15 protein-coding genes are annotated in these 24,791 nt (G+C 62.9%); 7 read left to right on the top strand and 8 right to left on the bottom strand.

The features are described 5' to 3' along the window. Positions 1 to 56 precede the first annotated feature (56 nt). Entirely contained in the window at positions 57 to 695 is a 639-nt protein-coding gene (locus tag MUY14_RS07260; RefSeq protein WP_247021987.1) for a hypothetical protein, read from the bottom strand. 353 nt (positions 696 to 1,048) lie between these two features. Here MUY14_RS07260 and MUY14_RS07255 point away from each other — a divergent pair, with 353 nt between their 5' ends. Together MUY14_RS07255 and MUY14_RS07250 are read left to right on the top strand one after the other, a co-directional pair. Then, positions 1,049 to 2,542 (top strand): hypothetical protein, encoded by a 1,494-nt coding sequence (locus MUY14_RS07255; protein ID WP_247021986.1) that lies wholly within the window; start codon positions 1,049 to 1,051, stop codon positions 2,540 to 2,542. Further along, positions 2,539 to 5,154, top strand: a complete 2,616-nt coding sequence (locus MUY14_RS07250) for a hypothetical protein (RefSeq protein ID WP_247021985.1) — start codon at positions 2,539 to 2,541, stop codon at positions 5,152 to 5,154. Before MUY14_RS07255 ends, MUY14_RS07250 begins: the two co-directional genes overlap by 4 nt. Positions 5,155 to 5,203: 49 nt before the next feature. Here MUY14_RS07250 and MUY14_RS07245 read toward each other — a convergent pair whose 3' ends face one another. Further along, on the bottom strand, positions 5,204 to 9,709 hold the full coding sequence (locus MUY14_RS07245; protein ID WP_247021984.1) for an NACHT domain-containing NTPase: 4,506 nt from the start codon (positions 9,707 to 9,709) through the stop codon (positions 5,204 to 5,206). Between the two features lie 168 nt (positions 9,710 to 9,877). Further along, positions 9,878 to 10,552, bottom strand: a complete 675-nt coding sequence (locus MUY14_RS07240) for a DUF4190 domain-containing protein (protein WP_315863263.1) — start codon at positions 10,550 to 10,552, stop codon at positions 9,878 to 9,880. A 554-nt stretch (positions 10,553 to 11,106) separates the two neighbouring features. Here MUY14_RS07240 and MUY14_RS07235 point away from each other — a divergent pair. Both MUY14_RS07235 and MUY14_RS07230 read left to right on the top strand, forming a co-directional pair. Continuing rightward, on the top strand, positions 11,107 to 11,793 hold the full coding sequence (locus tag MUY14_RS07235) for a hypothetical protein (protein WP_247021983.1): 687 nt from the start codon (positions 11,107 to 11,109) through the stop codon (positions 11,791 to 11,793). A gap of 343 nt (positions 11,794 to 12,136) precedes the next feature. Next, positions 12,137 to 13,459, top strand: coding sequence for a recombinase family protein (locus tag MUY14_RS07230; RefSeq protein WP_247021982.1), 1,323 nt, complete (start codon positions 12,137 to 12,139; stop codon positions 13,457 to 13,459). Between the two features lie 1,216 nt (positions 13,460 to 14,675). On the opposite strand, the gene MUY14_RS47245 is transcribed toward MUY14_RS07230, so the two are convergent. Continuing rightward, positions 14,676 to 15,137, bottom strand: coding sequence for a DUF4231 domain-containing protein (locus MUY14_RS47245; protein ID WP_396126840.1), 462 nt, complete (start codon positions 15,135 to 15,137; stop codon positions 14,676 to 14,678). A 355-nt stretch (positions 15,138 to 15,492) separates the two neighbouring features. Between MUY14_RS47245 and MUY14_RS47240 the strand changes: the two genes are divergently transcribed. Together MUY14_RS47240 and MUY14_RS07225 are read left to right on the top strand one after the other, a co-directional pair. Beyond that, positions 15,493 to 16,359, top strand: coding sequence for a TauD/TfdA family dioxygenase (locus tag MUY14_RS47240; protein ID WP_396126762.1), 867 nt, complete (start codon positions 15,493 to 15,495; stop codon positions 16,357 to 16,359). A 25-nt stretch (positions 16,360 to 16,384) separates the two neighbouring features. Then, entirely contained in the window at positions 16,385 to 17,506 is a 1,122-nt protein-coding gene (locus MUY14_RS07225) for a glycerate kinase (RefSeq protein WP_247021981.1), read from the top strand. Positions 17,507 to 17,650: 144 nt separating this feature from the next. On the opposite strand, the gene MUY14_RS07220 is transcribed toward MUY14_RS07225, so the two are convergent. The 4 genes from MUY14_RS07220 to MUY14_RS07205 all read right to left on the bottom strand — a co-directional run bounded on the left by MUY14_RS07220 (position 17,651) and on the right by MUY14_RS07205 (position 22,759). After that, entirely contained in the window at positions 17,651 to 18,634 is a 984-nt protein-coding gene (locus MUY14_RS07220) for a toll/interleukin-1 receptor domain-containing protein (RefSeq protein WP_247021980.1), read from the bottom strand. Between the two features lie 28 nt (positions 18,635 to 18,662). Further along, positions 18,663 to 19,229 (bottom strand): NUDIX hydrolase, encoded by a 567-nt coding sequence (locus tag MUY14_RS07215; RefSeq protein ID WP_247021979.1) that lies wholly within the window; start codon positions 19,227 to 19,229, stop codon positions 18,663 to 18,665. A gap of 394 nt (positions 19,230 to 19,623) precedes the next feature. Next, the gene (aepY, locus tag MUY14_RS07210; protein WP_247021978.1) at positions 19,624 to 21,876 is read right to left on the bottom strand and encodes a phosphonopyruvate decarboxylase; all 2,253 of its coding nucleotides are present in this window, start codon (positions 21,874 to 21,876) and stop codon (positions 19,624 to 19,626) included. Further along, a complete protein-coding gene (locus MUY14_RS07205; protein WP_247021977.1) occupies positions 21,869 to 22,759 on the bottom strand; it encodes an isocitrate lyase/phosphoenolpyruvate mutase family protein in 891 nt (296 codons plus the stop codon). Before MUY14_RS07205 ends, aepY begins: the two co-directional genes overlap by 8 nt. 562 nt (positions 22,760 to 23,321) lie before the next feature. Here MUY14_RS07205 and MUY14_RS07200 point away from each other — a divergent pair. Next, a complete protein-coding gene (locus tag MUY14_RS07200; protein ID WP_247021976.1) occupies positions 23,322 to 24,713 on the top strand; it encodes a HEPN domain-containing protein in 1,392 nt (463 codons plus the stop codon). Positions 24,714 to 24,791 lie beyond the last annotated feature (78 nt).

Here is a 24,791-nt window from a genome sequence, read left to right as displayed (position 1 = left end):
GCCGGCGGGTCGTGGAGCTCAAATCGTGGCGACGGGCGAGGCTTGAAGTCGGGTTGTCACCGGCTCTGGACGTCGGACGCTTCCGATAGGTACGCGCCCGGCAAAGGTGGTGAGCACCGCTTGCAGCGTGGGTCCCGGGCGTTCGGATTGCGGCGCTCGAGCCTGGCCGCGAGGTTGGCAGCGGTTATCCGGCGGGTCGTCATCCAGTTCTCCCAGTATCGTTTCAGCATCGCGTCGATGCTTCCCCAGTCGTCGAGCTCAATCGCGTACTCGTGCAGCGTCGTGAGCCGGTTGTCCGGTTTGATTGGGTTTACGATCGAGCAGTTCCACGCGTGGATCCGGCTCTTGTTCAGTAGGTAGGGGTGCGACTCCGGCGTGACGGTTTCCTGTTCGCGGTTCCACCGCGCGATCAGCTCGTCCATGCGCCGCACAGCCTCGGCGTGGCTCGGTGCGGCCGAATCGCAGTAGGTGCAGCACCCCGACTCCCAGCCGGTGACCGAACGCATCCACTCCTGAGCTTGGGCGGAGTCGATCTCGCCGGCGGCGACCCGGTCGAACAGCCACTGCATGGCCTCGGTGTCGATCAACCATCGGACGTCGTCGGTCCGTGACCACTGCGCCTGGACTTCCACCATGCGCGGGAACTGGTGCGTGCCGATCTGAAGCTCGACGCGACGAGACATTCCGTTGGTCATGGCCTGACATCGTCCCACTGATCTGCCGTTGGCCGCGCGCCCTGCCAGCGCGCCGTTCTCCTGTCACCCAACCGTCGCAGTGATTCGGTCAGCCAGCTCTTCCGGCCGCGAGGCGACCGCGGCGCAGGCCCGACGTTGAAGCCCGGCCCGCCGATCGCCACGAATCCACCGTCGGCGACGGGTGCGCAGTCCGGATCTGCTACCTACGCCCGCTGCAGCACGGTGCCCCAGGAGCTGCCCAGGGTCCTTCTCGTGATCACGACAAAGACCCCTCGCTGAAACACAACGGCGACGAACGGCGACAGGAGGATCATGTTCAGGAAACGTCGATCCGAGCTGATGCCGTGGCTCCGATGATGTCGGCCGAGGTTGTCGGCCCGGTCTGGTGCGAGCCAGGGCTGGACCTGAAGGCGGGGCGGTACCCGCTCTCGGTCGAGTCGTCGGTCATGGGCATGGTGGACACGCTGGTACCGGGCGTGTCGACGCTGACCACACTGGCTCGGTACTACTCCCTCTACTGGGCACTCGCCGACGTCGCAGGGCGCCGGGAGTGGGATGCCAGCACGTGCCAGACGGTTCTCCGACGGTCGGAAGTTGCTCTTGCGCTGGTTTCCCGCGGCAAGACGATCCCCGCGCATGGAGCCGACCGGGTGGAAGCCACGCTCGTCCGAGGACAGATCGACGAACTCGCCGAAATCGGCCGCGCCTCCTACTCACCCCGTCCGTGGGGTTTCTGGTCGCAATACAACGGGCCCAGCGCCGTCTTGGGCACGGTCACCGTGGACAGCGGCGCCCTGCGGCCCGGCACCCGCGAGTGTCCCCCCGCCGTCAGGGAGATGTTCCGGCCCCTGCTGGAGCTGGCACACGACCGTCCAGTCCACCCCGACGACGTCGCTCACCTCTCTGGACTGGCCATGGACGCGAACGAAGCCGCGGACCTCGAGCCGCTCCGTGACCTCATCACCGCCTCCCACGACGGCCGGCACGACCCGCAGGAATGGACGGGCAACGACCGAACCCGACGATCCACGCTACGGATCCTGGCTCGCTCAGCCATGCTCCAACCAGGCGCTTCCAGCTGGTCGGAGGCCCTTCACGACTGCGTCGCCTACGATAACCGGATCCGAACCGACCCTGTCCTGTCGGCCGAAGACCGAGCGCAAGCGTGGCGCGGCACACTCTTGCGGCGACTGTCCGTCGGAGCCTGGCGGCGGTTATGGGCAGCACTGGTCGAGCAGGTCACCACGCACGGCTCGGCGACCAAGGACGACCTCTACCAGTGGATATCCGCCGAAGTGCCGGCCATGACAGTGCGAGCCTTCCTGGCAGGGTGCCCGAGCCTCGTCGACGCAGAAGGAGAGCCGAACCCGGCCGAACGGCAAGTGCGCGACGGCCACACCGCCGTCACGGCCGACCTGGCCGCGCTGCTCTTCGGGGGTCAGCGCAAGAACCAGCTCACCGGCCGTAGCCAAGCCACCTTCCTCGGCCGTTACCCCGAACGGAAGCAGTTCCTCGATCCGCACTGGGTGGCCTACCGGCACCGTGAGCACGAAGGTCAGCCGATGGCCGAGCTTGCGCGGGCCTTCGTCGACGACATGCTCGCGCAGTCCCAGCGAGTCGCGCTACGCAAACTCCGGCTCGACGCTCAGGGGCGGATGAAGCTGTTCACCAAGCTGCACGAACGCAACGGCCAGTACTACGCGGCCGGCACGGAAGGTGCCGGCAACGTCGGGTTGCGCGTCGATCAGTTCGAGTTCATCACCCGCCAGCTCGGTCTTGCCGAGCGCAGCGACACCGGTCTCGTGATCACACCACTGGCAGTGCAGATACTGGAGCTGGCGGCATGACTCAGGTCGCCTACCAGTTCCATTCCCCGCTGTCGTTGCTGCAGGAGTGGGACGGTCGAGCCGACGGCGCACCACTGCGCGAATGCCTCGTCACCGGCTACACCCTCGACCTGGTCTTCTTCGAGCGGCACTGCGTGCCGACCGCTCGCGCGCTGGGTGCTCGTGTCACCGTTCTGGGCGATGCGGGCAACGCCGTGCACGAGGCGGTCGACGTCCGGCAGGCGGGCCGGGCCTATCAGCACGCCCAGGTCAGCTGCGGCGGGGCGTTTCATCCGAAGGTCGTGATCTTGGCCGGTGACGACGACGTCTGGGCGGCGATCGGCTCCGGGAACCCGACCATGTCCGGCTGGGGTCACAACCACGAGTTGTGGCTCGTCCTGCGGGCTTCCCGGCACCGAGGGCCTGCGGCTTTACATGACCTCGGTGCATGGCTTACCGAGTTGCCCCGGGTGGTCAAGGTGCCGTCCTGGATCGCGGACACCCTGACGCACGTCGGACACTGGATCACCCCGGACGAGGCCGACGGCTCCCGACCTGACCTGCGGATCTTCGGGAACCTGCGACATTCCCTGGTCGGGCAGCTGCCGGCCGGGCCGGTGCGCTCGCTGCGCATGACAGCGCCCTTCTTCGACGCACAAGGCCGCGGCATTCAGGCCCTGATCAACAGACTGCAGCCGCGCGAGGTCGACCTGGCACTCCAGGAACGAGACTCCCAGTACTCGGGGGAAGCCCTCGTCGCGGCCACCGCATCCGTCGGTCTAACCCGGTTCCGCTACCTGGATGAGGGACATACCCGGCACGGCAAGCTCGTCGAATGGACCATCGACGGCACGACGATCGCCATGATCGGCAGCGCCAACCTCAGCGCCGCCGCCCTTCTCGCCACCACCGCAGACGGCGGCAACTGCGAACTCGTCACTACCATGCCGGTGCCCGCATCCCTGCTGCCAGAAGGCACAGCCGTCGACCGCGCGACCATTGTCCGAAACAACACGATCCCCGTTGACTCACGCGCGCAGAAGCACACGCTCGTCGTGCTCGGCGCGCGACGAATACAGCACACGATCCTCGTCGAGCTCGTCACCACCACAAGCGTGCCGATCACCATCGAATCCTCACCCGACGGCACCCCCGGCACCTGGACACCCCTGCACGTCTTCACCGCCACCAGCACAGCCACCCAAGTCCTCAGCTTCGCCGCACCGGGAGCGCTCGGCGGAGCGGTCCGCGCCCGAGCCGAACAACCAGGCGAGCGTCTCGTCTCCCCCGTCGTCTTCCTCACCGACACAGCCCGATGCCGGCCCCGCGACGACACCACCAACCAGCCGCGGATGACGTTCATCGCCGAGGACGACACCGTCTTGACCGACAAGGTTCTCGCGCGCCGGTTCAACGCCGACCTGCTCCGGCTGCTCAGTCACGTCCAGGAGCACAAGCCGGCCACCGGGGCCTCGGCCTTGCGCGCAGGCACCGGTGCCACCGCAGCCGCCGTCCCTCCCGACGACCGCTGGAGCGTATGGCTGGAGTCCGTGGAACGCAGCCTCGGCCCGCACCTCACCGGACTGCTGTTTCCCGGAGTTCTCGCCGCCCCGGGCCTGGCAACCACCGGCTGGTCCGTCGATACCGACGTCGACGAAACAGAGCTCGCGGACGGCGAGAGCGACGACGCGGTCGAAGACTTGACCGAAGCCGCCTCAGCCCAGTCTGCGCGGCTCGCACCCGACATTCCCTCGTCACAGCGGGCTCAGTATCGGTCCTGGGCCCGCCGGTGGACACGCGCCGCGACCGCCACACCGCGCCCACCTCTCGAACTACGGATGCTCGTCACCCGCACCTACCTGGTGCTGCTTGCCGCCGCGGTATGGGGCACCGACGAGGCGTGGCGCTCCGACCTCAGCGACCTGACGCGCTCGCTGGTGCCGGATGCCGCCGATGAGGAGGACGTGCCCGGTCAAGCGCTCGACTTCGTCAGCTCGCTGGTCGCCGTCTGTCTCGCCCTGCTCCTGCAGGACGCCAGCCTCCACGGCGGTGGAGAGCACGACATCATCGCCAAAGCAGCCTGGACCAGCGCCGCCGAACTCGCCGCCTGCGCCGACCCGAAACTCGCCGAGGAGTACCTCTATGTTCCCGACAAGCCGTACGCGCGCGTGCCCGCCTGGAGCGAGGTCGAAACGATCATCGACCTCGCCGCCGCCGCAGCCGACGACCCCCACGCCGTAGACCGCGCCACACTCGAGAGCGAGGGCCTGCCGGCCCGCATGATGGACGGTGTGTGGGTCATCGACGGAGAATTTCGCAACCCGCGCCGCGTGGCTGCCCGCGTGGCGACTCTCGTCGCGTCTCCGTCCGCGGTAGTCGCCCGGAACGCAGCAAAGACGACCATCGTCCTGAGCGACGGTCGGACGCTCGCGATTGCTGAGTCGACCGCCCCCCGCTGGCGTGTCTACAGGCTGTCTCCGATGAGCACACCCTTCTCTCTACTGACCGGCGATGAAGGGCTGCCCGCCGGTGGCAAGACATATCCACTCCGCCCCTTCCCGGTGGCGGTCCGCACACTTACCGAGACAGTCCGAATCAACGAGCAGCTGCTCCAAGCCGCACTTCTCACGTAACCTGCCCCTCGACGCGATGCCGGGCGTTACCTGTCCATGTCGCTCCACGTCAGCTTGGGGCCGCCCTCGTGATCGTCAGGACATACGGCAGGGTTCGTCGCCCAGACTCTTCGAAGATCTCGTCTGCCTGACTGAGCAGGATCTCCAACAAGGGCTCGGGGCCGACGAGCTTTCTTGCGTTGGCCTTCGGGTTGCGGTCCTTCGCGCTCCACAAGTCGATGGGATACCAGCCGACGACGTACACGCCCGCGTCAGTCTTTTCGGCTGGCAGATATCGATTGGCGAGCTGATCGCGTTGAGCCGTTGACACCGCAGCATGCCAGGAACCCTTGATCTCCACCGGGACGCTCACTACTTCGGCAGCGTCGAGTTCGCCCTCAAATGCGATCGCGTGCACAAGGAGGTCCGGTCGTTCACCTGAGTCGCCCGCATCGGTGGGCTTGACGACGACCTCGCGATTGATCACCACAGCTCGGCGAGCGAGCCGGATCGTCAACTCATGAGCAAGGTAAGCGGCGAGAGTTCCCTCGAGCTTGGGGCGCCACACCAGCGGACGGCGCGCCCAACTCGGAGCATCGACAGGCTTCGGCTCACGTTCGCAGTCCCACAAAAGGTTCGAGTGAGTCGGCAGGTCACGTTCGATCTCGATCAGCACTTCGATGAGCAGTTCCGCCAGTTGCAGCGGGGTCCGGACCACCCGTCGTCCCGGATCGGCCAGCAACTCGACCACCTGTTGCGGCTTCAGCAGGACGGTCGCTCGCGCCTGCGCTTGGCGCCGGGCTGAGACCAGTGCGGCTTGAAGCCGGAGGTCGTTCGGGAAGCTGTTCACGAGACTTCGTATGCCCAGGACTGATTCCTGGGTGCCACGCCTCGACAGTACGTTGAGCATCGCGTTGCGCCAATCGTGGACTGACCTTTCGGGAGGAACCCAGCCTTCGCGGAAGACGTCGGTCTCCGGTGGGCACACGTCGGCCAACCATCGCCACGCTTCCACAAGTTCGCGGTCGGGCAGTGACTCGGCGACCTCATTGAGGCGGTATGTCTGAGCGCTCGCGAATGCGAGGTCCTTCGAGAACGCCGGCGAGGCGGTCAAGGCCTGATGTATCCGAGACCAGAAACGTTCCGGGTCGGAGAGCAGGAGAAGACGCCCTGCTGCGGCCGTCCACAGGGCGTGGTCCTCGATCACTTCGTGATCAAGTGCGTTTTCCGCCTGTTTCAGGGCGGCATCGTTGCCGGCGAGAAGGGGCTCGTGCAGCAAGGTGGCCCACGTGTTGGTTGCACTGCGTCTGGCTTCGAGTGTGTCAGGAACTGTGAACGGACTGCCGGAGTCATCGGAGCCGTCCAGCGCGGCGCGCAGGTCGCGGGCGAGTTCGACGAGGGCGGGATGCACGGTGGCCGGCACCGATGACATGATCTCAGCCAGCGCCCAGGGCGCTTCCCCGCGCGCAAGCGAACCACGAACCAGTGTGCGGATCGCGGCGACAAGCTCCGTTGCCGCATGGGTCCCGACTCGGGACATCAGATCGCGGATAAGCGAAGAGTCTCTGGTCGTCGCGGCGCGATGCGCTTTGTCCAGTACTGCGCCGACCCACCCTGCCCACCTGTCCGATATGTCGTCTAGGTTGCCATTGTCGCGGAGAACGACGAGCGCAGCGTAGCCAGCCTCGGCACGGTAGTCCCTGGTCTGCGTACCCAGCCACTCGTCTCGGTGGTCGTTCTCGGCATCCAAGAACTGACGCGCGGCGACGCTGAACGCGGCGATGAATTCTTCGGGTGCCCACAGGGAAGCACCGGGCAGGACTCGTGGATCATCGGAGTCGAGGGCATCGAACTGTCCGGTCGCGACATCGGCTCGCAGATCACGCGTGAGGCGCCAGAAGGCATTGGCGTCTCCGGCCATGGCCGACTGCAGTCGGTCGCGCTGCCGGCTGGCGAACGCGTCCGCGTGCTCCCACGGTTTCTCCTTCGAACCGTTGCGACGCATCGCTTCCGCGAGTTTGCTGTCGAGCGGGACGCCGTCGAACGCCCACGCAAAGTGTTCACCTTCCGGCGTGCCACACCGAGCGTAGGCAAGCTCAAAAGTCGACGGGTTGTAGAGGTCAGCGACGCTGGCAGCGACCAGCCCCACGGCATCTGCCTGCTTGTGCTCGCCGCTGCTGCGCAGGTTGTCGACTCGCGCGAGCAACCAGGCGAAGTCACTGTCGTCGAGCAAGTGCGTCCGGTCGCCGCGTCGAAGTCCTTGCGGAGCAGCCGGTCCGTGGCGGGCGGACTTCCATTCCCATAGGACCAGGTGCGCGTGGTATAGATCGAATTCGGCGACCTCGGCAGTGAGCGCCAGGATCACCGCCTCAGCGAATGAACGCCTGACATCGATGCTGGATGTCGTGACTTTCCCGCTCTCATCGACAAGATCGGCTCCCAGCGGTACCGGCACCCTGGCCGACGCCAGAAGCAGCCGAGACACCTGCCGCGCGAGTACCGGCAGGTATTCCTCGACGTTCGGTGACACCGTGATGCGATCAAAGATCGGCGCGAGCACATCGTCCAATGTCGGGCTGCGCGCGAGGTCTGGGCTGAAGTTGGTCAGCTCGGACGTGTCGGAACCAGCAGGGGGTGCCAGAAGTTGATCGACGAGGCGGGTGCCATGGGTCAGCAAGGCCGAAAGATCGGATTCAGCGACGTCTCCGGGGAGACGCCACAGATGCCATCGGTACATGCCGATCACCGAATCCGCGCGCACAGGGCGAAGATGCGGTAGCACATCGGCAAGGTCAAGATGGTCGGGCCACAGTTCGGAGAGGATTGTCCCGACAAGTTCTTCGCTGTCATCGTCGGCGTCAGTTTCAGGAGTGAGCGAGGCCAGCAGGCTCCGCAGCCGAGGAGCAGCCATCCTCGGATTGGTCGCCATCGACGCCTTAATCGCGCGATTACGGAGTGCTGGAGCGAGTTTCGAGGCCTCGGCAACCTCCAAAAGTAGTTCGGCGACCTCCCCAACCTCGCCGTCGAGAGCAAAGCGGATCGCCAGGCTTGCCGCAGCGAAGTCCTGCCACTCCTCGGAACCCGTGGTCAGTACGCTAGACAGCACGGCGGTCAGCTGCCCTGCTAATCCTGGGTGCGCCAGTCTCCACCAGGTCCGGTGCCATGACCCCTCACTGAGCTCGACCTCCCCCGCGCGGCGGAGAAGCCCGCCCACCATCGCAGCACGTGTCGCGAGATCGGTGATATACGCGCCGTGCGCGATCAGGCCTTCGGGATCGGCTGTAGCCAGCCAGAGATGTTCCCCGGGGGCGTGAGCGAGCATCCACGCCGCAGTCTCCCGCAGGTGTATCGGGATGCTGGCGGTTTCCTCATCGGGTGCTGCGACGAGGAACACGCCAGTTATTCCCCGCTGTGCGTCGAGGTCGGCGCCGGAGCGGGCGGTCAGGTACCGAGCGGCTAGGAACGCAGCGAACGACGAGTGGGCGAACGCGACGCGATTCTTGCCGCTGCGGGAGAACAGCGCCGTTCTGAGGGTCTCCCCTACCGCTGGCGGTGACACCTCGAAGGAGCCAGCCGCTGTCTCGCGGCCGCGCGCCAGCATCCCTTCGGTGATGTCCTCCGGGCCGGCTTGAGCGGCTTCGCCACACCAGATTGTGCGCTGGCCACACAGCAGCATGCGGGTGGCGATCCGTCCTGCGATCACCAGCCGCTCTTCGACTGTGGTGGTAGCGAACGGTTTGATGGCCCGTCCGCGGTCGTGCTCGTCGACCAGCTGCGTGACCCCCGTTTCGAACAGCTCTCGGGGTGTCCTGCTCAGAGCGTCCGCCTCCTGCCGGAACGCCGCGAGCAAGACCTTCAGAGTCAGGGGCGTGTTGGCAAGCGTTCCGACGCCAGCCCGGACGACGGCGTCGACAAACGCTGTTGCGTCCACGTCAGTGCTGGCGGCAAGCGTGGCGACGTCGTCGCGAGTGAGCGGCGCCAGATCAGCGACGACGCACGCGCCGAGTGCTTGCTCCAGCACTCGAGTCAGGCCTTCGGGATAGTCCGCGGTCCGGCAAGCGATGAGGAACCGCAGTGCACGGGTGTCCTTGTCATTGAGTGCGCGTTTCAATCGCGCCGGCAACCGGAATAAGTTCGCCGCTTCATCGAGTTGATCGAGGACAATGGTCAGCGTCGCAGTCAGCGGTTCCGCGGCTCCGGCCGGCGGCAGCGCCGCGAGGTGTTCGCCCAAGACCTCGTTGAAAGAGGTGCTATCACCGAGTTCCGAACCGTTGATCCATACCGTGCCGGGATATCCCGGTTCGGGCTCCCCGGCGCTGCGGTCGGCGTCGGTCAACCGGGCGAAGGTGGTCGTCTTGCCGGCTCCGGGTTCCCCGAGCAGGACCAGGGCGCCTCGTTCGACAACGGCGTCCTCGGGGCGCACCATTCCCGCCCCCATCCGGAGCGGCTCATCGGCAGTGGGATCCGGCAGGAACCCTTCGTCGTCCAGCTCGAACGGCGGGTCGTCCTGGTCCTCTCCGCTGCGGACACGCAGCCAACGGCGTACGGGTTCGGCGAATTCGAGGTCTCCGGCCATGCCCATCCTTTAGTCCATGCTGGTGACCGATTGCCCGGCATGAAGCTGTATCCGACCAGCGGAAGGAGCCGAGCTAGCTCCCCGCCGTGATGCATGTCGGTCATCATCTACTCGGTGAAGTCTTGTGCCGAGCGCTGGTCGGCCGCACAGCGGTGTGCAACTCGAGATTCAGGGCTGGTAGGTGCAGATGGCGCCGATGCTGTTGTGCTGTTCGACGACGACCTTGCCGTCGACAGTGATCTTGCAGGTGTTGTCCTTGCTGCCCATCTTGAACTCGACCGGGGTGGCGCTGACCGAAGTGAACACGAGATCGTCCATCGTCAGGGTCTGGCTCCACGTCTTGCCCTTCTCCAGGACCTCCTGGGAGTTCGCGCTGAACCCGCTGCTCCACTGCAGATTGGACTTCGCCGCCGTCGTGACCTCGAGGACGACGGTGTGCTTGGCCGACGCGGCCGCGGTCGGGGCTGCCGCGGCGGGCTGAGATCCGGCGTCCGCGACGGCAGCCGGCGCGGCTGCCGTCGGCAGGTTGTTCGCGGCGTCGTTGACGGCCTTGCCGAAGGCCGCCGTCCAGAGGACGCAGATGACCAGCCCGATCGCCGACAGCACGACGGCGGTGATGGCCAGCCCCTTGTTGCTCGCCTGGCCCCGGTTGGCGCGCAGCGTCCCGACGATGCCGAAGATCAGCCCGAGGATCGTCAGCGGCCACGCGATGACACCGATGATCGGGATGAACGCGAAGATCAGCCCGACCAGGCCGAGGACGAACCCGGCGGTGCCGAGGCCGTTTCTGCACTGGTTCGGCACCGGCATCGGCGCCGACGGCGGCATGGGGGCGTAAGACACGGGGCTGCCTCTTTCAGTCCAGCGGCGACGCAACCGAACGCGTCACGCTCTGCGCCATCCGTCGCCTCCCGGGCCGCGTACGTAACAGGCCCCGAAAGCCTCTTCAGGTCACGGAACGGACTCAAGCGACACCATTCACGATCATTTCCGCTGGTGGCCCCGGTAAGCGACTGACTCACCACCGTTACCTACGGTAAGACATTGAAACTTCAAGTTCACTCGTTCGGAGCAGAGCGTGGAGACGTGAAACGAGGTCACCCAGAGTTAAGTTGCGACGTGAGTACTGGCTGGCTGGCTGACTGGCTGGCTGGCTGGCTGGCTGGCTGGCGACAAGCCTGCGAGACGACGACCTAACCTCACCTCCTGGGCTGCGAAAACGCGGAGCGCCGGGAACTCCGTCGGCTATCCGCCGCGCCCCGTCTAAAGCAGGCCGTCAAAAGATCCACGCATGGGGCTGACAACAGTCCAGCCGCTTGACTGGTCCGCTTGTAACAGTGCGTCACCGTCGCGCGATCAGTACCCCGCGACCGATCAACTCGACGAAGGACGAACCGATGAAGAAGGCAGCAGTGACGGTACCAATCGCGGTTGCTGCTGTCGTACTCACTTCGTGTGCGGCAAGCACTGCACCGCAGAAGTTGACCTCGAGCGTCACGGCAGCGCTACCGACAACCTCGGCTATCTACGCCCCCGCTTACACGCCATCCCCCAGCACCGAGCCTACTGCGCAAAGTGACGAGGCGACGCCCCAAGAGCGGGAAGTCGACGCAAAGGTCAAGGCCGCAGGGTTGGCCGTCAGTGAATATCCGTACGCGCACCTGTTCGTAAAGGCTGCCTGCGATACCTTTCCCTCTCTGAGCAAGGCGACGGATGGCGGCGTGGATCCGAGTGAATGGCTCGACGGAAACGCGACCAGTGACGCCAACGGCGCACGCGTCTACCAGGTCGGGATTCCCATCCTCTGCCCCACGTTCGCCAAGGACATCGACGCGGCCCTCACGGGCCTCGCGACGAAGTCGAACGGCACCTACGAAGTCGGGCGAGGCCCCGGAAAGATCGCACCTGGCAAGTGGAAGGCAGCCCGGGCCGCCAGCGACTGCTACTGGGAACGCACCAGCGCGGCAGGCGACATCATCGACAATAAGTTCGTGACCCATGCGACCACCTTGATCGTCACTGTCGGAAGAGGCGACGGCAGCGTCACATTTCAAGGCTGCCCCAAGATGCAGTTCGTCAAGTAATCGACCCAGTCTTGCAGCTGCCGTCGTTTGTTGACGTAAAACCCTCTGACTACCCCTTCGACCTCCGTCGCCATGCGGGCTAAGCGCGTCGGCCAGTGGACGGCGGGTGAGACGAAGATGTGCCTCGCTGCGCCGCTCGCAGAGCGATTCGGCCCGATCGCAGGCGGAGACGACGCTTGAGGCGCCTAGATGACGCGTTGACTGCGCTGATCGGATGAACCGCTCGGAGCGCGCCGTCATAACCCGACGGCCGCGACATCCGTCCAGCGAGATCCCACCGCACCCGCCCTCGCCTCAGGTGGCCGCACCACTTGCCGGCACGGCCGACCTGCTGGCGCAGTGGATGAACGGCAAGAAGCCGGCAACCACCACCTCTACCCGCCCCGACCATGGCAGTGGCTTGCGGTTCGCCTTCTACGGCCGCACCTCGACCGTCCGACATCAAGATCGCGTGTCGTCGCAGGGCTGGCAACGCGACATGGCCGATGAGCTGGTCGCGGGCCACGGCCGGGTCGTCGCCGCCTACTTCGACGCCGGCACCTCACGCCGCATCCCGTGGCGACAGCGACCGCAGGGTGCCCAGCTCATGGCCGCAGTCTCGGGTCCAGGATCCGTGATCGATGCGATCGTGGTCGGCGAGTACGAGCGCGCCTTCACCGGCACCCAGTTCACCACCCTCTACACCTGGTGCAACCGCCACGGCATCCAGCTGTGGTTACCCGAGACAGGAGGCCCGGTCGATCTGGGAAACCGCGACCACCGGGCACTGCTGGCCTTGCTGGCCACCCAGTCACAACGCGAAGTACTCCGCGCTCGCCACCGCGTCCTGGCGGCGATGCACAACCAGGCCACCCAGCAAGGCCGCTACCTCGGCGGACGACCACCCTACGGCTACCAGCTCGTCGACGCCGGCCCCCACCCCAACCCCGCCGACGCCCGCTGGGGCCGACGCCTCCAGCGCCTCGCACCCGATCCAGGAACCGCACCCCACGTCGCCTGGATGTTCCGCCAGCGTCTCGCCGGGCACAGCGTCGCCAGCATCGCCCGACACCTCAACGAACGCGGCATCCCCTGCCCGTCCAGCGCCGACCCCGACCGCAACCGCCACCGAACCCGCGGCTCCTGGATCCTACGCACCGTCGCCGTCATCCTGGCGAACCCGCGCTACACCGGTCGCCAGACCTGGAACCGCCGCGCCACCGGCACCGAAGGCCCAGCCTCAACGCCCGCACTGTCGGCGAAGGCTGCCCATCCGGCGCTGATCTCGGAGCAGGACTTCGTCGCCGCGCAGCAAGTCCGGGCGGCGCGCCCCGCTGGCGACGGTCAGACTCGCCGATTCGCCCTCGCCGGGCTAATTCACTGCGGCGTTTGCAACCGGCGGCTGGACTCGCACTGGAACCACGGGCGACCGACGTACCGCTGCCGCCACGGCCACACCAGCACCCAGCGCGCGGGCCAGCCGCGGCCGAAGACGCTCTACATCCGTGAAGACCACCTCGTGGACGAGATCCATGTCCGGCTCGGCGTTCAAGACGATGACGGCCACGCCACGCTGGAGTCCGCTTGGACACGAAGCAGCCGCGTCGCGACAGCGCTACGAGGCTCGGGACAGTTCATCGTCTGCGGCAGCGCAGAATGGCGACTACAGAACATCGATTCGAGCTGAGCTACGATCGACCCAGCTTCAAGATCGCGGTTCGCGATCTGTGGGGTAATACTGTGTCCGAGACCGAGTTGATCTATAACCCCACGCTGAGATTCGCCACCGACCTGCAGCTTGAATGACCCTGTGCTGCTGCTTCTGGTCGTTGACACCCTGGGATGAGGTTTGGGTCTTCTGTAGGAGCCTCTCATACGGGGTCTGGCCGGCCGAGCTGCGGGCGCCGGCCGCCGACGCCGAAGCGCTCGCGGCGCGCACCGCCGAGGTGGCCGCCCGGCTGCAGGCCGCGCCCGACGATCACCTGCAGCGCCTCGCCCAGCCCATCGCGAAGGCAACCCACGACCTGAGCGACTACACCGACGAGGTCTCCCGGACGGCCGAAGACCTGGCCCGGGTCCGGGTGGCCCGCGACCCCGGCCTGTGCGACATCCCGTGGGGCGTCTGCCCCGACCACGGCGTCACGCTGCACTCGAGCGGAGGACGCGCCTGGTGCACCGACCCGGCTGCGCCGGCGCGTGGGACTACGACCCGGCTCCACACCCTGTGCCGAGCCGGTCACCGCGGTCGTGACCGACCAGGACGGCGTGACCGCGAGGCTGTGCGCAGCCCACGCGGCACGCGAGCAGCCGGCTTTCCGACTGCACCGCCTCCCGACTGGACCACCAAGGCTCGAATGACTGAACCCGGCGTCGCCGTCGCAGCCGGCGCCGTTCGGCTGTGCGACCGCTACCGCGAAGGGAGTGCGTCAGGTCCGTCGTTCCCCTGCACGTCCTGGTGATCTTCGCTGCCAAGTTTTCGGCCGGCTTGATCGCCAGCACAACGCGGTTCTTCGACGAGGTGATAAGGCACAGCGAAGACAGTAACGTCGACAGCTACAACTGCGTCGAGAACCAGTAAAGGAACCACTGCACAAGCTGAGTCTGCCGAGGTTTTTCGAAGTCTTCGTATGCGCGAGGACGGTTATGACCGACCAGCCAGCCGTGGGAGCAGCCAACCGGGAATGAGTCGCCGCCCTATACCCGCACCCGCAGCCAACAACAACCAGTGCTTACGGCCGTCGCCGTAAAATCACAATCCGGACTATCGAGGCGGCGTGCGCATCGACTTCCAAGACTCGACCTCCAAGACTCGACCTCCAATGTTCGGCATACCCCCAGTCCAGTTTCCTAACCATCAAGGAAGTCACTTGCCAATGACCAGAGCGGCCCGAGGTTCCTCAAACTCACTGTTTCGACGACGACTGAGTAACTCTTGTTTCTTTCGAGCGTGATACGACAGTGATCCATCTCTGCATCTCCTGCTGTTCGATACGCGAGATCGCCGATACGAGAACCTGAGACCTAGACTCCTCCAAATTGTACGGAGCTGTCCAAGTATTATACAGTCTCCTCTCTGACTCAACCGCTTCGCGCGCTTGGCTAAACCTCAAATAGTTCTCGTGCCAATGAAATAGCGATTGCGATCCAGAGGTAATTACGATCACGCCACCTAAAACCGCCGAAATGGTTGAGCTGTGCGGGAAAAAAACAGCAACAACCGGAATACTAGCCGAGATTACTAGAAGCATCATCTCCGAGAGCCTATATGCCCGACGTGTAAGAATTGCACGATTTCGATACCACTCATAGGACTCGTTCGCAATACGCGATGCGTACCCGTCGTCACCTTCTCCATCGACTGACACCGTCACTCAGCTCCCACCTTCCCGAACACCCGAATTCTATTACGCAAAACTCAGCATACCCGTCAAAGCTGACGAGCAGACTAATCTCATTGAAGCCGTCACATACCTGGGACAACCTAGACGCGACTGGAGAGATCCAGAGGGAAAACAGGCTAAATCCCGAAGCGCGAATAGACCATTCGCCTCACGCACCTTGCACCAAAGGGGCTAGCCGCCCGCGCGCAAACGAGTTCGCTTGACAATAATTAAGGCCCAAATTAAGCTTGGCGAATTCAGTCCACACTTGCAGTCACAATCTCAGTTTGCGGGACCAGTACCATCATTCCTAGGCGACGAAGACCCGGAGGCGAGGGCCGTGGATCCATTGCACCCATATGACGCACTAGATCAATCACGTGTACTCCCGCCGAAGAGTTTGAGGGATTTTCTACAATACGAGCGGCAAGACTCTCGTCTTGAAGCCCATGCAAAAAAACAGCTGTTATCTCTCGTCCATACTTTTCTAGACAATCCCCCGGGAGTTTTAGTTCTGACGGGTGTGCCCATCGACGACCCGAGCACAACAAGAGATATGATACTTAAATTCACAGGACTTCTGGGTCAGGTCTTAACGCAAGATCGAAATGGCACAATTATTAAAGAAGTACGAGACCGAGGAACGCTAATCGGCGAAGGCGCCGAAGCAAAGTACTCCGAGTCGAGGTTCGGTGGCAACTTCCACACAGACGGCGCCGAATTACCACTTCCAGCGCCAGATTTTTTCACTCTACTATGCGTCCGTCAGTCAAGAATCGGAGGCGAACTCCAATATGCACGTTTAAATGACGTCATCGCGAATTTGCCGCGCACGCGCGGACTACTAGCAACATTACAGGGTTATTTTTACTTTGATCGAAGAATTGGCAATTCTTATGACGCGCCGACGATCCGAAAACCTGTTCTATATAGGCACAATGGTCACGCGGCAATTACATACTTGCGCAAGTATATCGAGCGCGGGCACCAGTTTCCCTCTTCACCCCCCCTGACGCGCTTCCAGATTGAAGCACTAGACGCGCTCGACAATGCCACATCGAATACACAGCTTGTTAACGTCGGGAAACTCAATGAAGGCGAACTAGCGATCTTCAACAACTTGACCTGCTTGCACGCACGAACGACCTTCGTCGACAACCCCAGAAGAACTCGACTGCTACTACGGACATGGATTCGCCGAAGGTAGATGGTCTAATGCGACAGGAATATAGATGAAAACAATTGTCATCGCGCCCAACTGTTTTCGAGGATCCGCCACAGCCGCCGAACTGGCGAGTTCAATTTCAACCGTCGTTTCAACTGCTTTACCGGAAAGCGAAATTATTAACATTCCTTTAGCAGACGGTGGCGACGGAACTCTGTCCGTCATAAAATCCACCCGAGGTGGACGCAACAAGACGACATTCGCAAGCACTCCATCCGGTGTACGCAGGAAGACCGAATGGCTAACTTTCGATCAAAGTACCGCAGTCATCGAGACTGCCGATATATGCGGCTTCCGTGATCGAAACTCAAAGGAAGTGAACCCTCTGCTTGCCAGTTCGAAAGGAGTCGGCGAGGTCATAGCTGCAGCAGTTCGCAAAGGGGCCAAGACCCTGATCGTCGGCCTTGGAGGTACGTCCGTAGCGGACGGTGGCGCCGGCGCTCTTCACGCACTTGGCGTACGCTTCTACACCGCGACAGGTACGTGCGTCGAGCCATCGCTTGCGACCCTGTGTTCTGTCACGCAAGTCGACTTAACCCCTGCTCGCCGCTTCCTACAACAGACCGAGCTGCAACTCCTATCCGATGTCAACACTCCACTTTCACAAGCAGTAGAGATGTTCGGCCAACAGAAAGGACTGCTAGTCAGAGAACAAGCAGTGGCGTTGCAAGCTTTACGTCACCTTTCGCAGTTGCTTGGAGCAAACAAAGCCGGCAGCGGGCATGAGAAATTGTTCAATGAGGCGTGGTTCGGCGCAGGTGGCGGAATTGGTTTTGGCCTGGCATCCATCGCACGTACCACCGCTATGTCAGGCGCCAACGAATTGATAAGGTTGGCCGACCCTGAAAACAAAGTACTGACCGCCGACCTAACAATTACAGGCGAAGGGCGAGTAGACCGCTCCACATGGCATGGGAAACTGCCCGGGACGATCGCCGCCGAGCGAGCCAGAACAGGTAAACGGACAGCTGTACTCGCCGTAAATATAGACTACACACACCCCAGCTCATTGATAGACTACTATCCCCTAGGTTCCGAGCGTTCAGATAACTCCAAAATGATCTCTGGGCCAGCCCTGCATGAAGCACTTAATCGAGGAACGCTGAGACTGATCAAGAACCTTTTTTGATTTGTTTTACCGCACATTTAGAACCCAACTAACCGTGACCATGTATATATTCGGGCGCGTCCCCGCCTGTCGGCGAACCGCACGCTGCCGGACTCCTGATAGAGGGCACATCAGCTGCAGCCCACCGCATACACAAGTGATCACCTACAGTCTAAGTGGTTCACTTTTCGCAATTATGTTTGATACGACCTTATGATAATAAGAAAACAGGTCAGTATGTTTACCTCGCACAATAAACTTAGGTCGAAGCTCGGCGCCAACCTTAAACGAGTACGGATCTACGACAATAACGGCCTCTGCACCACTAGGCTCAACGATGGTTGCGCTAAACATCGGCTTAACTGGGACTAAGTACGCCGCAAACTTCTCAGGATCGTCAATTTCTACCTGGAGTTCCAGCGCAGCTGCCTTCGACTTTTCGATTTCGCTCAAAACTAGATGCTCATTACGATGCGAAGCAATCAGTAGGTCCATACCGATAGCATCTGTCGCAGGGAAGTACATGCGTATTTTTGACCGTGCGTGGCGGATAGCATTTCCGTAATTTCCCAGCCATTGCTTCATTGTATGACCTAGAACAGTAATCATCCCTTCGCGCGAAGCAATGATCTCGGGGTCCCCTAGCGTCGCTGACACCGACGCAGTGCCCACACAGACGGACCCCAGCCCTAAGGCCCGGTACGGATGGGACTCTGACAACAAGAACTTTGCCAAATCCCAGACGGCTCCAACCCTAGAACCATCTTCTCCAAAGTCAATCTCGTGATGAACATCCGAAAGCTTAGCACCTCTGATCGCGCCAAAAACTACAGGTATATTCATCTGACGGGCGTATTCAACCTCATTAATTACGCCGGGCGAGGCTTCTGCAGCCACCACTCTTGACCGGAGTACGATAACCACTTCCGATGATTTTATTTTACCCTCGATGTCGGGGCGCCATTTGCTTCCAACGCGAAGGAAAGATTGATCGACATATGCGTTGATATCCAAGTAGCGTTTCAGCAACGCTGCAACCTTGAATGCGATTTCAACATCTTCAGCAGCATGTGAAATAAACACCTGTCGCGCATCCGAAGATAACGGTTGAAGCCAACTGGATACTTCTTGGTCATTCTGGTGCGACATCGTCTTCCCGTCAAAGTGAGATTGTTAATTATGTTCTATTCTTTTCCGCCACATGCGATTTCGCCATCAACAAGGCGGCGACCAAACGCGCCTCGGTTATTTCACCACTCTTAACCATTTCCAGGGCGTCATCAAACTTCAGTCGTATGGGCGCAATGAAAGTTCGTTCATCCCCTACCGCTTCGGCCTCTTTGAGATCGAACGCCAAAAAGACGAATGTTCGCTGACGAAGGTAACCCGGACTCACATGAAAGGTTGCCAATGGCACCAAGCGGCCAGATAAGCCGACTTCCTCTTGCATTTCTCGCTGCGCAGCCGCCTCCGACGTTTCACCGCGCTCTATTGTTCCTTTTGGTAAGCTGTAAAGCCTCGCGTCGGCAGCAGGGTAATACTCTTTGATTAGGTAAATATTGTCATCTTGCGTATTGATTGGCAAAATTGCTACGCTATCACCTCCTTTCTCGACGACTTCAAATTTGTTGAGCACCCCCGGAGCGGTTTCGACATCAAGCCGCCGAACGCTTATTGTATCGCCTCGATACGTCACTTCCTCTTCGATAATCTGCTCAACAAAATCGTCTGGGACACTCATCATCAAACACCTTTCGCTAGTCTCCGGCGTAACGTTGCTGTGATCATGTCACCTTTCGCTCTCAACTTCCACTTGACCACTTCCGAAACTTGTCGACAAAGCGATCGTGCCTACGTTGCGTGTCTTCATAGTGTGACAGAGACTACACCAACGGCGCCGTGGACCGGCAGGCGCGGCCACCGGGCGACCAGACTGCAAACCTGCCACGCTCCCGGAGCCAGCCAGGGACCGTGGACGTTCAGCGAAAGTCAAGGATTCCTGTGGTTAGTCATGATGATGCCTCACAAGCCGGAAAAGATAGCTGCGAGGCCTGCTTCTGGGAACCAAAGCTTTCTATGACCTACTTGCCATGCTCTGCCAACTCTGTTGAAAAATTGATGAAGGACACGGTGTCCTGTCAACCGAGCAAGACCGCGTCGCGTAGGAGTTCTTGCATCTTCGCACGGACATCGCGCTGACGCAGTTGAATCGGTGTGCCGGCGATCCGTTCGGAGGACATGCCGTCGGCTACCAGCTTGCCGATGATGTCGTCGGCCGGCACCTGGTCGAGTAGCGGCCGAGAGAAACGCCGCAGCAGCATTGACCATATAGCCTCGCCGAGGCTGTTCCACGGTGCGTTCAAGACGTCGCACACCGTTGCGATGGCGTCACGCACAACGACCGGACCACGACTATCTACAATCTGTTCTGGGCTTGCATTCGCCACAAGTTGCACCAGCCACGTTAGGTTCATTGCGCAAGCCGTGCCGTGGGGCACGCCGAGATGTGCTGTCATCGGGTAGGCGAGTGCGTGCGCGGCGGTGGTTCGGGTGATGTCGATCGCCCGGCCAGCCAGTGTCGCCGCCTGACTCAGAACATCCCGCTCGCTGGGTAGGGGTACGGATCTGGCCTCAGCGATCACCGGCACGACCAACTGAAGTGCCTTGGTAGCCAGTCTGCGGCTCGGCCAAGTAGACCGGGTCGACCACAGGGACTCGACCGCGTGGCTGAAGGCGTCGAATGCGCATGCCCAGGTCAGCTCAGCCGAACAGGTGTCAGTCAAAGCTGGGTCAACCACGGCCATGTCAGCGCGCGCCGCCGGGGTATCTAGCGACACTTTCATGCTGCCGCGGTAAAGGGTTGCGAACTGCGTGACCTCGCTACCTGTACCAGCGGTCGTCGGAATTAGTAAGAGCTGAGCCTGCTTGGCGCGCGGCGCGATGCGGTCGGTGATTACATCCTCGGCGGTGTTGACCTCGGCGGGCAACACACACGCGGCTTTTGCGACATCCAGCGCCGAGCCCCCTCCGAGCCCGATGATCAGGTCAGCGCCGAAAGCCTGGCACCTCTTGGCGGCCGCCATGGCATGCTCGACGGTTGGGTTGGAGTGAAAGTCGCTGAACACCTCGGCGGTGTTGGGCAGCCAGTCCGTCACGGCGGTCCGGCGCAGGGCGCCGACGCTGGCAACCGCGAAGACGCGCCGTCCGGCGCACAGCCCCGCGACCTCGGCGGCACTGCCCCGGCCCGACACGAACGTAGCATCGCCGCTGGCCCGGCTGCCGCCACCCGCCAACGCGGCGCGGAATCGCTCGGCATTCTCTAGCGGGCTGATGGCCGAGGTCGCGCGCGGGTGCACCTCGTCCGGCGTCGGCCGCACGGTCAACGCGAGCAGCACTGGCCCGTCGACAGAGAGCGCCTCACGCAGGGCCGGGACCAGGTCCGCTCGGGAGTCGCACGCCAACACACGGCCGTAGCCGAGCCCTCGGCCCACCGCCTGCCAGTCTATCTGTCCGGATGTGGTCCGCTGGCAGCCGGTCGACTCGTAGCAGCCGTTGTCCACGACCACGTGCACGAGGTTGCGCGCGCCGCTAGTTCCGATGGTGGACCCGATACCCAGGTGCATCAAGAAGGCGCCGTCGCCGTCGAGGACGACGACTCGGCGCAGCGGGTCCGCCGTCGCGAGGCCGATGCCGATGGCCGCGGCATGTCCCATGGAGCCCTGCATGTAGAAGTTGCGTGGCCGGTCGTGCTCGTGGTGGACCTGCCGGGACAGGTATCCGGTGGTGCTCACTAGGAACTCGGTGGTGAGCTCGGACATCAGAGCGGACACCACTAGCCCCCGGGTGAGCACGGTTTCCCCGGGCGGCACTGCCTGCTGTGCCGCCTCGGGGGCCTTGCCGATCGAGCCGCGGGGCACCAGCAGGAAGAACGGCCGCCGCTGCGCCCGCGCCGCCTCGGCGCGGGCCAGCGACTCGTCCAGGTTCCCCCGTTCCAGGACCTGGTGCGGCACGTCGAGGGTGCGCAGCAGGTCGACGGTCGTGCCACCCATGACCGAGTGCTGCGGTTCGTCGTCATCCGCGTCGGGCCAGCCACGCAAGGTCATGACAACCAGAGTGGGGATGCCGTAGGGCAGCAGCAGTGACGTCAGCGGATTGATCAGGTTGCCGAAGCCGGAGTTTTGGCAGAGCACCGCGGCTTTGCGTCCGGCCAGTTCCCAGCCGGCGGCGATCGCGAGCGCCGCCCCCTCCGACGCCGCCGGCATCAGCTCGCCCGCCTCTTCGAAGAGCATCCACGGACCGCCGAGGTGACCGCAGGGAACGCCGGTCAGCTTCCGGACGCCGTAGCGGTGCAGCCCCGCGACGAAGTCGACGGCGGGAATGAGCTCACTCACCGGCCCTCTCCAGCCACTCGTGCATGCCGGAAATGGCGAATAAGTCGTCGATCGATGCGATCTGCATTTCCAGGCTCTCCGTGGACCCCTCGGCGAGGACCGTGGCCCAAGCACGCCGCATCGCGGCTATCGCGGTGCGCATCCCCTGGTTCGCGTAGATGATCATAGAAACACCCGCCTCCCGCGCTTCGTCCATGGAGAAGGCGGTGTAGGTGGTGGGGACGATGACGACCGGCGCGCGCCTGCCCCACGACCGCATGAACGAGACGATCTGCTTGCACGTGGAATCCTTGGAGTGCACCAGAACGGCATCTGCGCCGGCATCCACGTATCGGTGACACCTGGTCAATGCCTCCTGCAAGCCCATACCGCAGATGAACGCCTCGGTCCGGGCGACCAGCACCGTGTCGAGATGCGCCTGGGCCCGCTTGGCCACTTCCAGCTTCCGGCAGAATTCGTCCGTTTCCAGGAGCTTCTGCCCCGAGTTGACAAAGCTGTTCCGCTTGGGAAACAGCTTGTCCTCGATGCAGATGCCCGCGGCGCCGGCCTCCTCGTAGCGCGTCATCGTGTAGGCCGCGTTAAGGTTGCCGCCGAACCCGGTGTCGCAGTCGGCGACCACCGGGATGTCGACCGATCGGCGGATGATGAGCGCTGCGGCGACGTATTCGGCCAAACCGAGCAGGCTGACATCCGGCAGGCCGTGCGCCGCGGAGATCTCCAGCCCGGAGGCCCACACGGCATCGAAGCCCGCCTCCTGGGCGAGACGGGCCGACAGGCCGTCGTGCGCACCGGCAGTCCGTACCAGCTTGCCGGTGACGAATGCCTCCCGAAGCGCGGAGGCCCCCCTAGCTGTGCGTCGGGCGTCATGCGGAGCACTTGTCATAGGGCCCTTCTCTTCCCTCAAGCCAATTTTCTCTGGCGAGTCCGTGGACCAGCCAACTGTCTTCCTCGGTCAGCAACCGCGTCGGCGTGCGCTTCGGTGGTTGCCTGCCAAGACTGCAGTGGGCCTTCTCCGCTTCGATGATCGTGTGGCCGGTGTCGGCCGTACAAGGTGAGGCCCGACATGTCCAGTTTCTGTCCGTTACCAGCTAAGTCCGCCCCCGTTCGCCACAGCTGCTTAGATCGTGAGTGCCTTGCAATTCGCCAGTCCTACCGCATAGGTCGTTATACGACTTCCAGCGTCAGCCACGCAACGATCGGTCGCGACTGAGCGTAGTCACTGACCATCTCGGCTATGACAAGCACGGCCCGGCCGGCCGCTAACCGGTAACTCGCGCAATGGCAACCGGTACAATACTGTGCTGGCCGACGTCGGTCTCCAGCGAGATCGCTGTGCCGCAAGACTGGGATGCCAGCTGAACGAAAGAGGTGCGGTGCTCTCGTCCCACCGGACAGGCACCTGGTATTTGCGACGGAACCGCCCGCGGTGGCGATATCGTGTGCAGATGACAGAACCGCCCAGCGAACTTGAGACGGCCTTGATATCGTTCTTCGAAGAGGTCCGTCAGCGGTCCGGGGACTTCGTCAGCTTGGCCGACCGCGACGCCGCCGAGGCGATGTGGGCGCTACCCGGTGCCGGCCGCGTGCGCGAGATCGCCCTGACCACCGCTATCGCCAACCGCTACTTGACCGACGAGGATGGCCGACGAGCAGGCGGCAGCGACCCGATCGCCGCGGCTGGACGTGAGCTCTCCGGACCCGCGCTACACCGTCTCGGGCTCGCTGGCTTGCTGCGCTCCGACGAACCCGTCGACATGCCTGTACTCGCCGCTCAGACGGCAGCGTATTTAGCAGGACCGGTTATCACGCTACAACGGCATCTGGTCCTCAACGTTGACTGGAACCTCGCCGCCCCGCTCAATCTCGTGGGATGGCGGTTGTGGCGACCAAACCAGGCGGACTGGAACGAGCTGAGACCGGTACCACTCGCCGCTGGCTTCGCCGCGAAGCCAGCATTCGATCCTATATTGGATTTCGGAGAGCACTTAGTGCTCTCAGCCGAAGATCCAGATGCCCAGCCGGCCGATAACAGGATCTTCTGGCGCCTGTTTCAACCTCGCGGCCAACAGTCGCCTGCGTGGGCGTCGTTGCTATGCCTCAACCTCGCGCACGACACCCCCGTTGTGCCGGTTGCCGATTACCTAGTCGAGCCTGGTCGATCTGTAGTCACCTATCAAGAGTCGATCCCCGTTAATTATCTCGGTCCTGAAGGCGACTACGAAGTCCCTCTACTCGGCCCCCTGGCTGTGGATGAGGACGAGGCAGGATGGCTACCCCGTTTCCTCTCTGGGCTGTCTTGCAAGCTGGACGAATGGATCGCCGCAATGGCGACCGTCAAGGCGAGTAAGCGCCTACCGCCAATCGCCACCAGATTTCTCGAGACGTGCGACAAGATCGCCTACGACACCGAGGTCAACATCGGGGTTGACGCCAGTGAGGTGATATTCGACTATGTCGTTGCGCTAGAGCGCCTGGTATCGGCGAGCGAGGACCGCAACGACTTGAAACGACGAACAGCCCAGCGGACTGCTGTACTGGTCGGCCGACATGACACAGAGCGTCTAGAGATTTACAACCACGTCGACGCGGCTTACAAGGTACGCAGTGCGGTGGCTCACGGCAGCGAAGTGAAGGAGAGCCAGCTCCATCCTGCCGTCAACCACCTACGGCCCATCGTCCGCCGCGCCCTCGTGAGGACCATCATCCTCGGACCACACCTGAACCCGGATGTCGTTTTCGACGAGGCGCTGCTCTCAACACAGGTGCGACGACAGCGCATCGAGGAACCGGTCGCCAAGTTCCTAGAGCCGCTAAAGCCCGACCCGGAAAGTTCGTAACGGGTGTCAGTCCCACCCGAGAAGTCCAACCCTCCAGCTCACTGCATGTACTTCCCGCTACAGACGAGGCCGCCGGAG

The organism is Amycolatopsis sp. FBCC-B4732, assembly GCF_023008405.1.
Classification (GTDB): Bacteria; Actinomycetota; Actinomycetes; order Mycobacteriales; family Pseudonocardiaceae; genus Amycolatopsis; species Amycolatopsis pretoriensis_A.
This window is presented reverse-complemented; position numbering and strand designations above follow the sequence as displayed.

Excerpts from the sequence above, each read along its gene's own strand:
- MUY14_RS07245 (WP_247021984.1), bottom strand. The coding sequence starts at position 9,709 with ATGGCCGGAGACCTCGAATTCGCCGAACCCGTACGCCGTTGGCTGCGT.
- MUY14_RS07200 (WP_247021976.1), top strand. The coding sequence starts at position 23,322 with ATGACAGAACCGCCCAGCGAACTTGAGACGGCCTTGATATCGTTCTTC.
- MUY14_RS07205 (WP_247021977.1), bottom strand. The coding sequence starts at position 22,759 with ATGACAAGTGCTCCGCATGACGCCCGACGCACAGCTAGGGGGGCCTCC.
- MUY14_RS07225 (WP_247021981.1), top strand. The coding sequence starts at position 16,385 with ATGAAAACAATTGTCATCGCGCCCAACTGTTTTCGAGGATCCGCCACA.
- MUY14_RS07235 (WP_247021983.1), top strand. The coding sequence starts at position 11,107 with ATGAAGAAGGCAGCAGTGACGGTACCAATCGCGGTTGCTGCTGTCGTA.
- MUY14_RS07220 (WP_247021980.1), bottom strand. The coding sequence starts at position 18,634 with ATGTCGCACCAGAATGACCAAGAAGTATCCAGTTGGCTTCAACCGTTA.
- MUY14_RS07250 (WP_247021985.1), top strand. The coding sequence starts at position 2,539 with ATGACTCAGGTCGCCTACCAGTTCCATTCCCCGCTGTCGTTGCTGCAG.
- MUY14_RS07215 (WP_247021979.1), bottom strand. The coding sequence starts at position 19,229 with ATGATGAGTGTCCCAGACGATTTTGTTGAGCAGATTATCGAAGAGGAA.
- MUY14_RS07230 (WP_247021982.1), top strand. The coding sequence starts at position 12,137 with ATGAACGGCAAGAAGCCGGCAACCACCACCTCTACCCGCCCCGACCAT.
- MUY14_RS07260 (WP_247021987.1), bottom strand. The coding sequence starts at position 695 with ATGACCAACGGAATGTCTCGTCGCGTCGAGCTTCAGATCGGCACGCAC.
- MUY14_RS07255 (WP_247021986.1), top strand. The coding sequence starts at position 1,049 with ATGATGTCGGCCGAGGTTGTCGGCCCGGTCTGGTGCGAGCCAGGGCTG.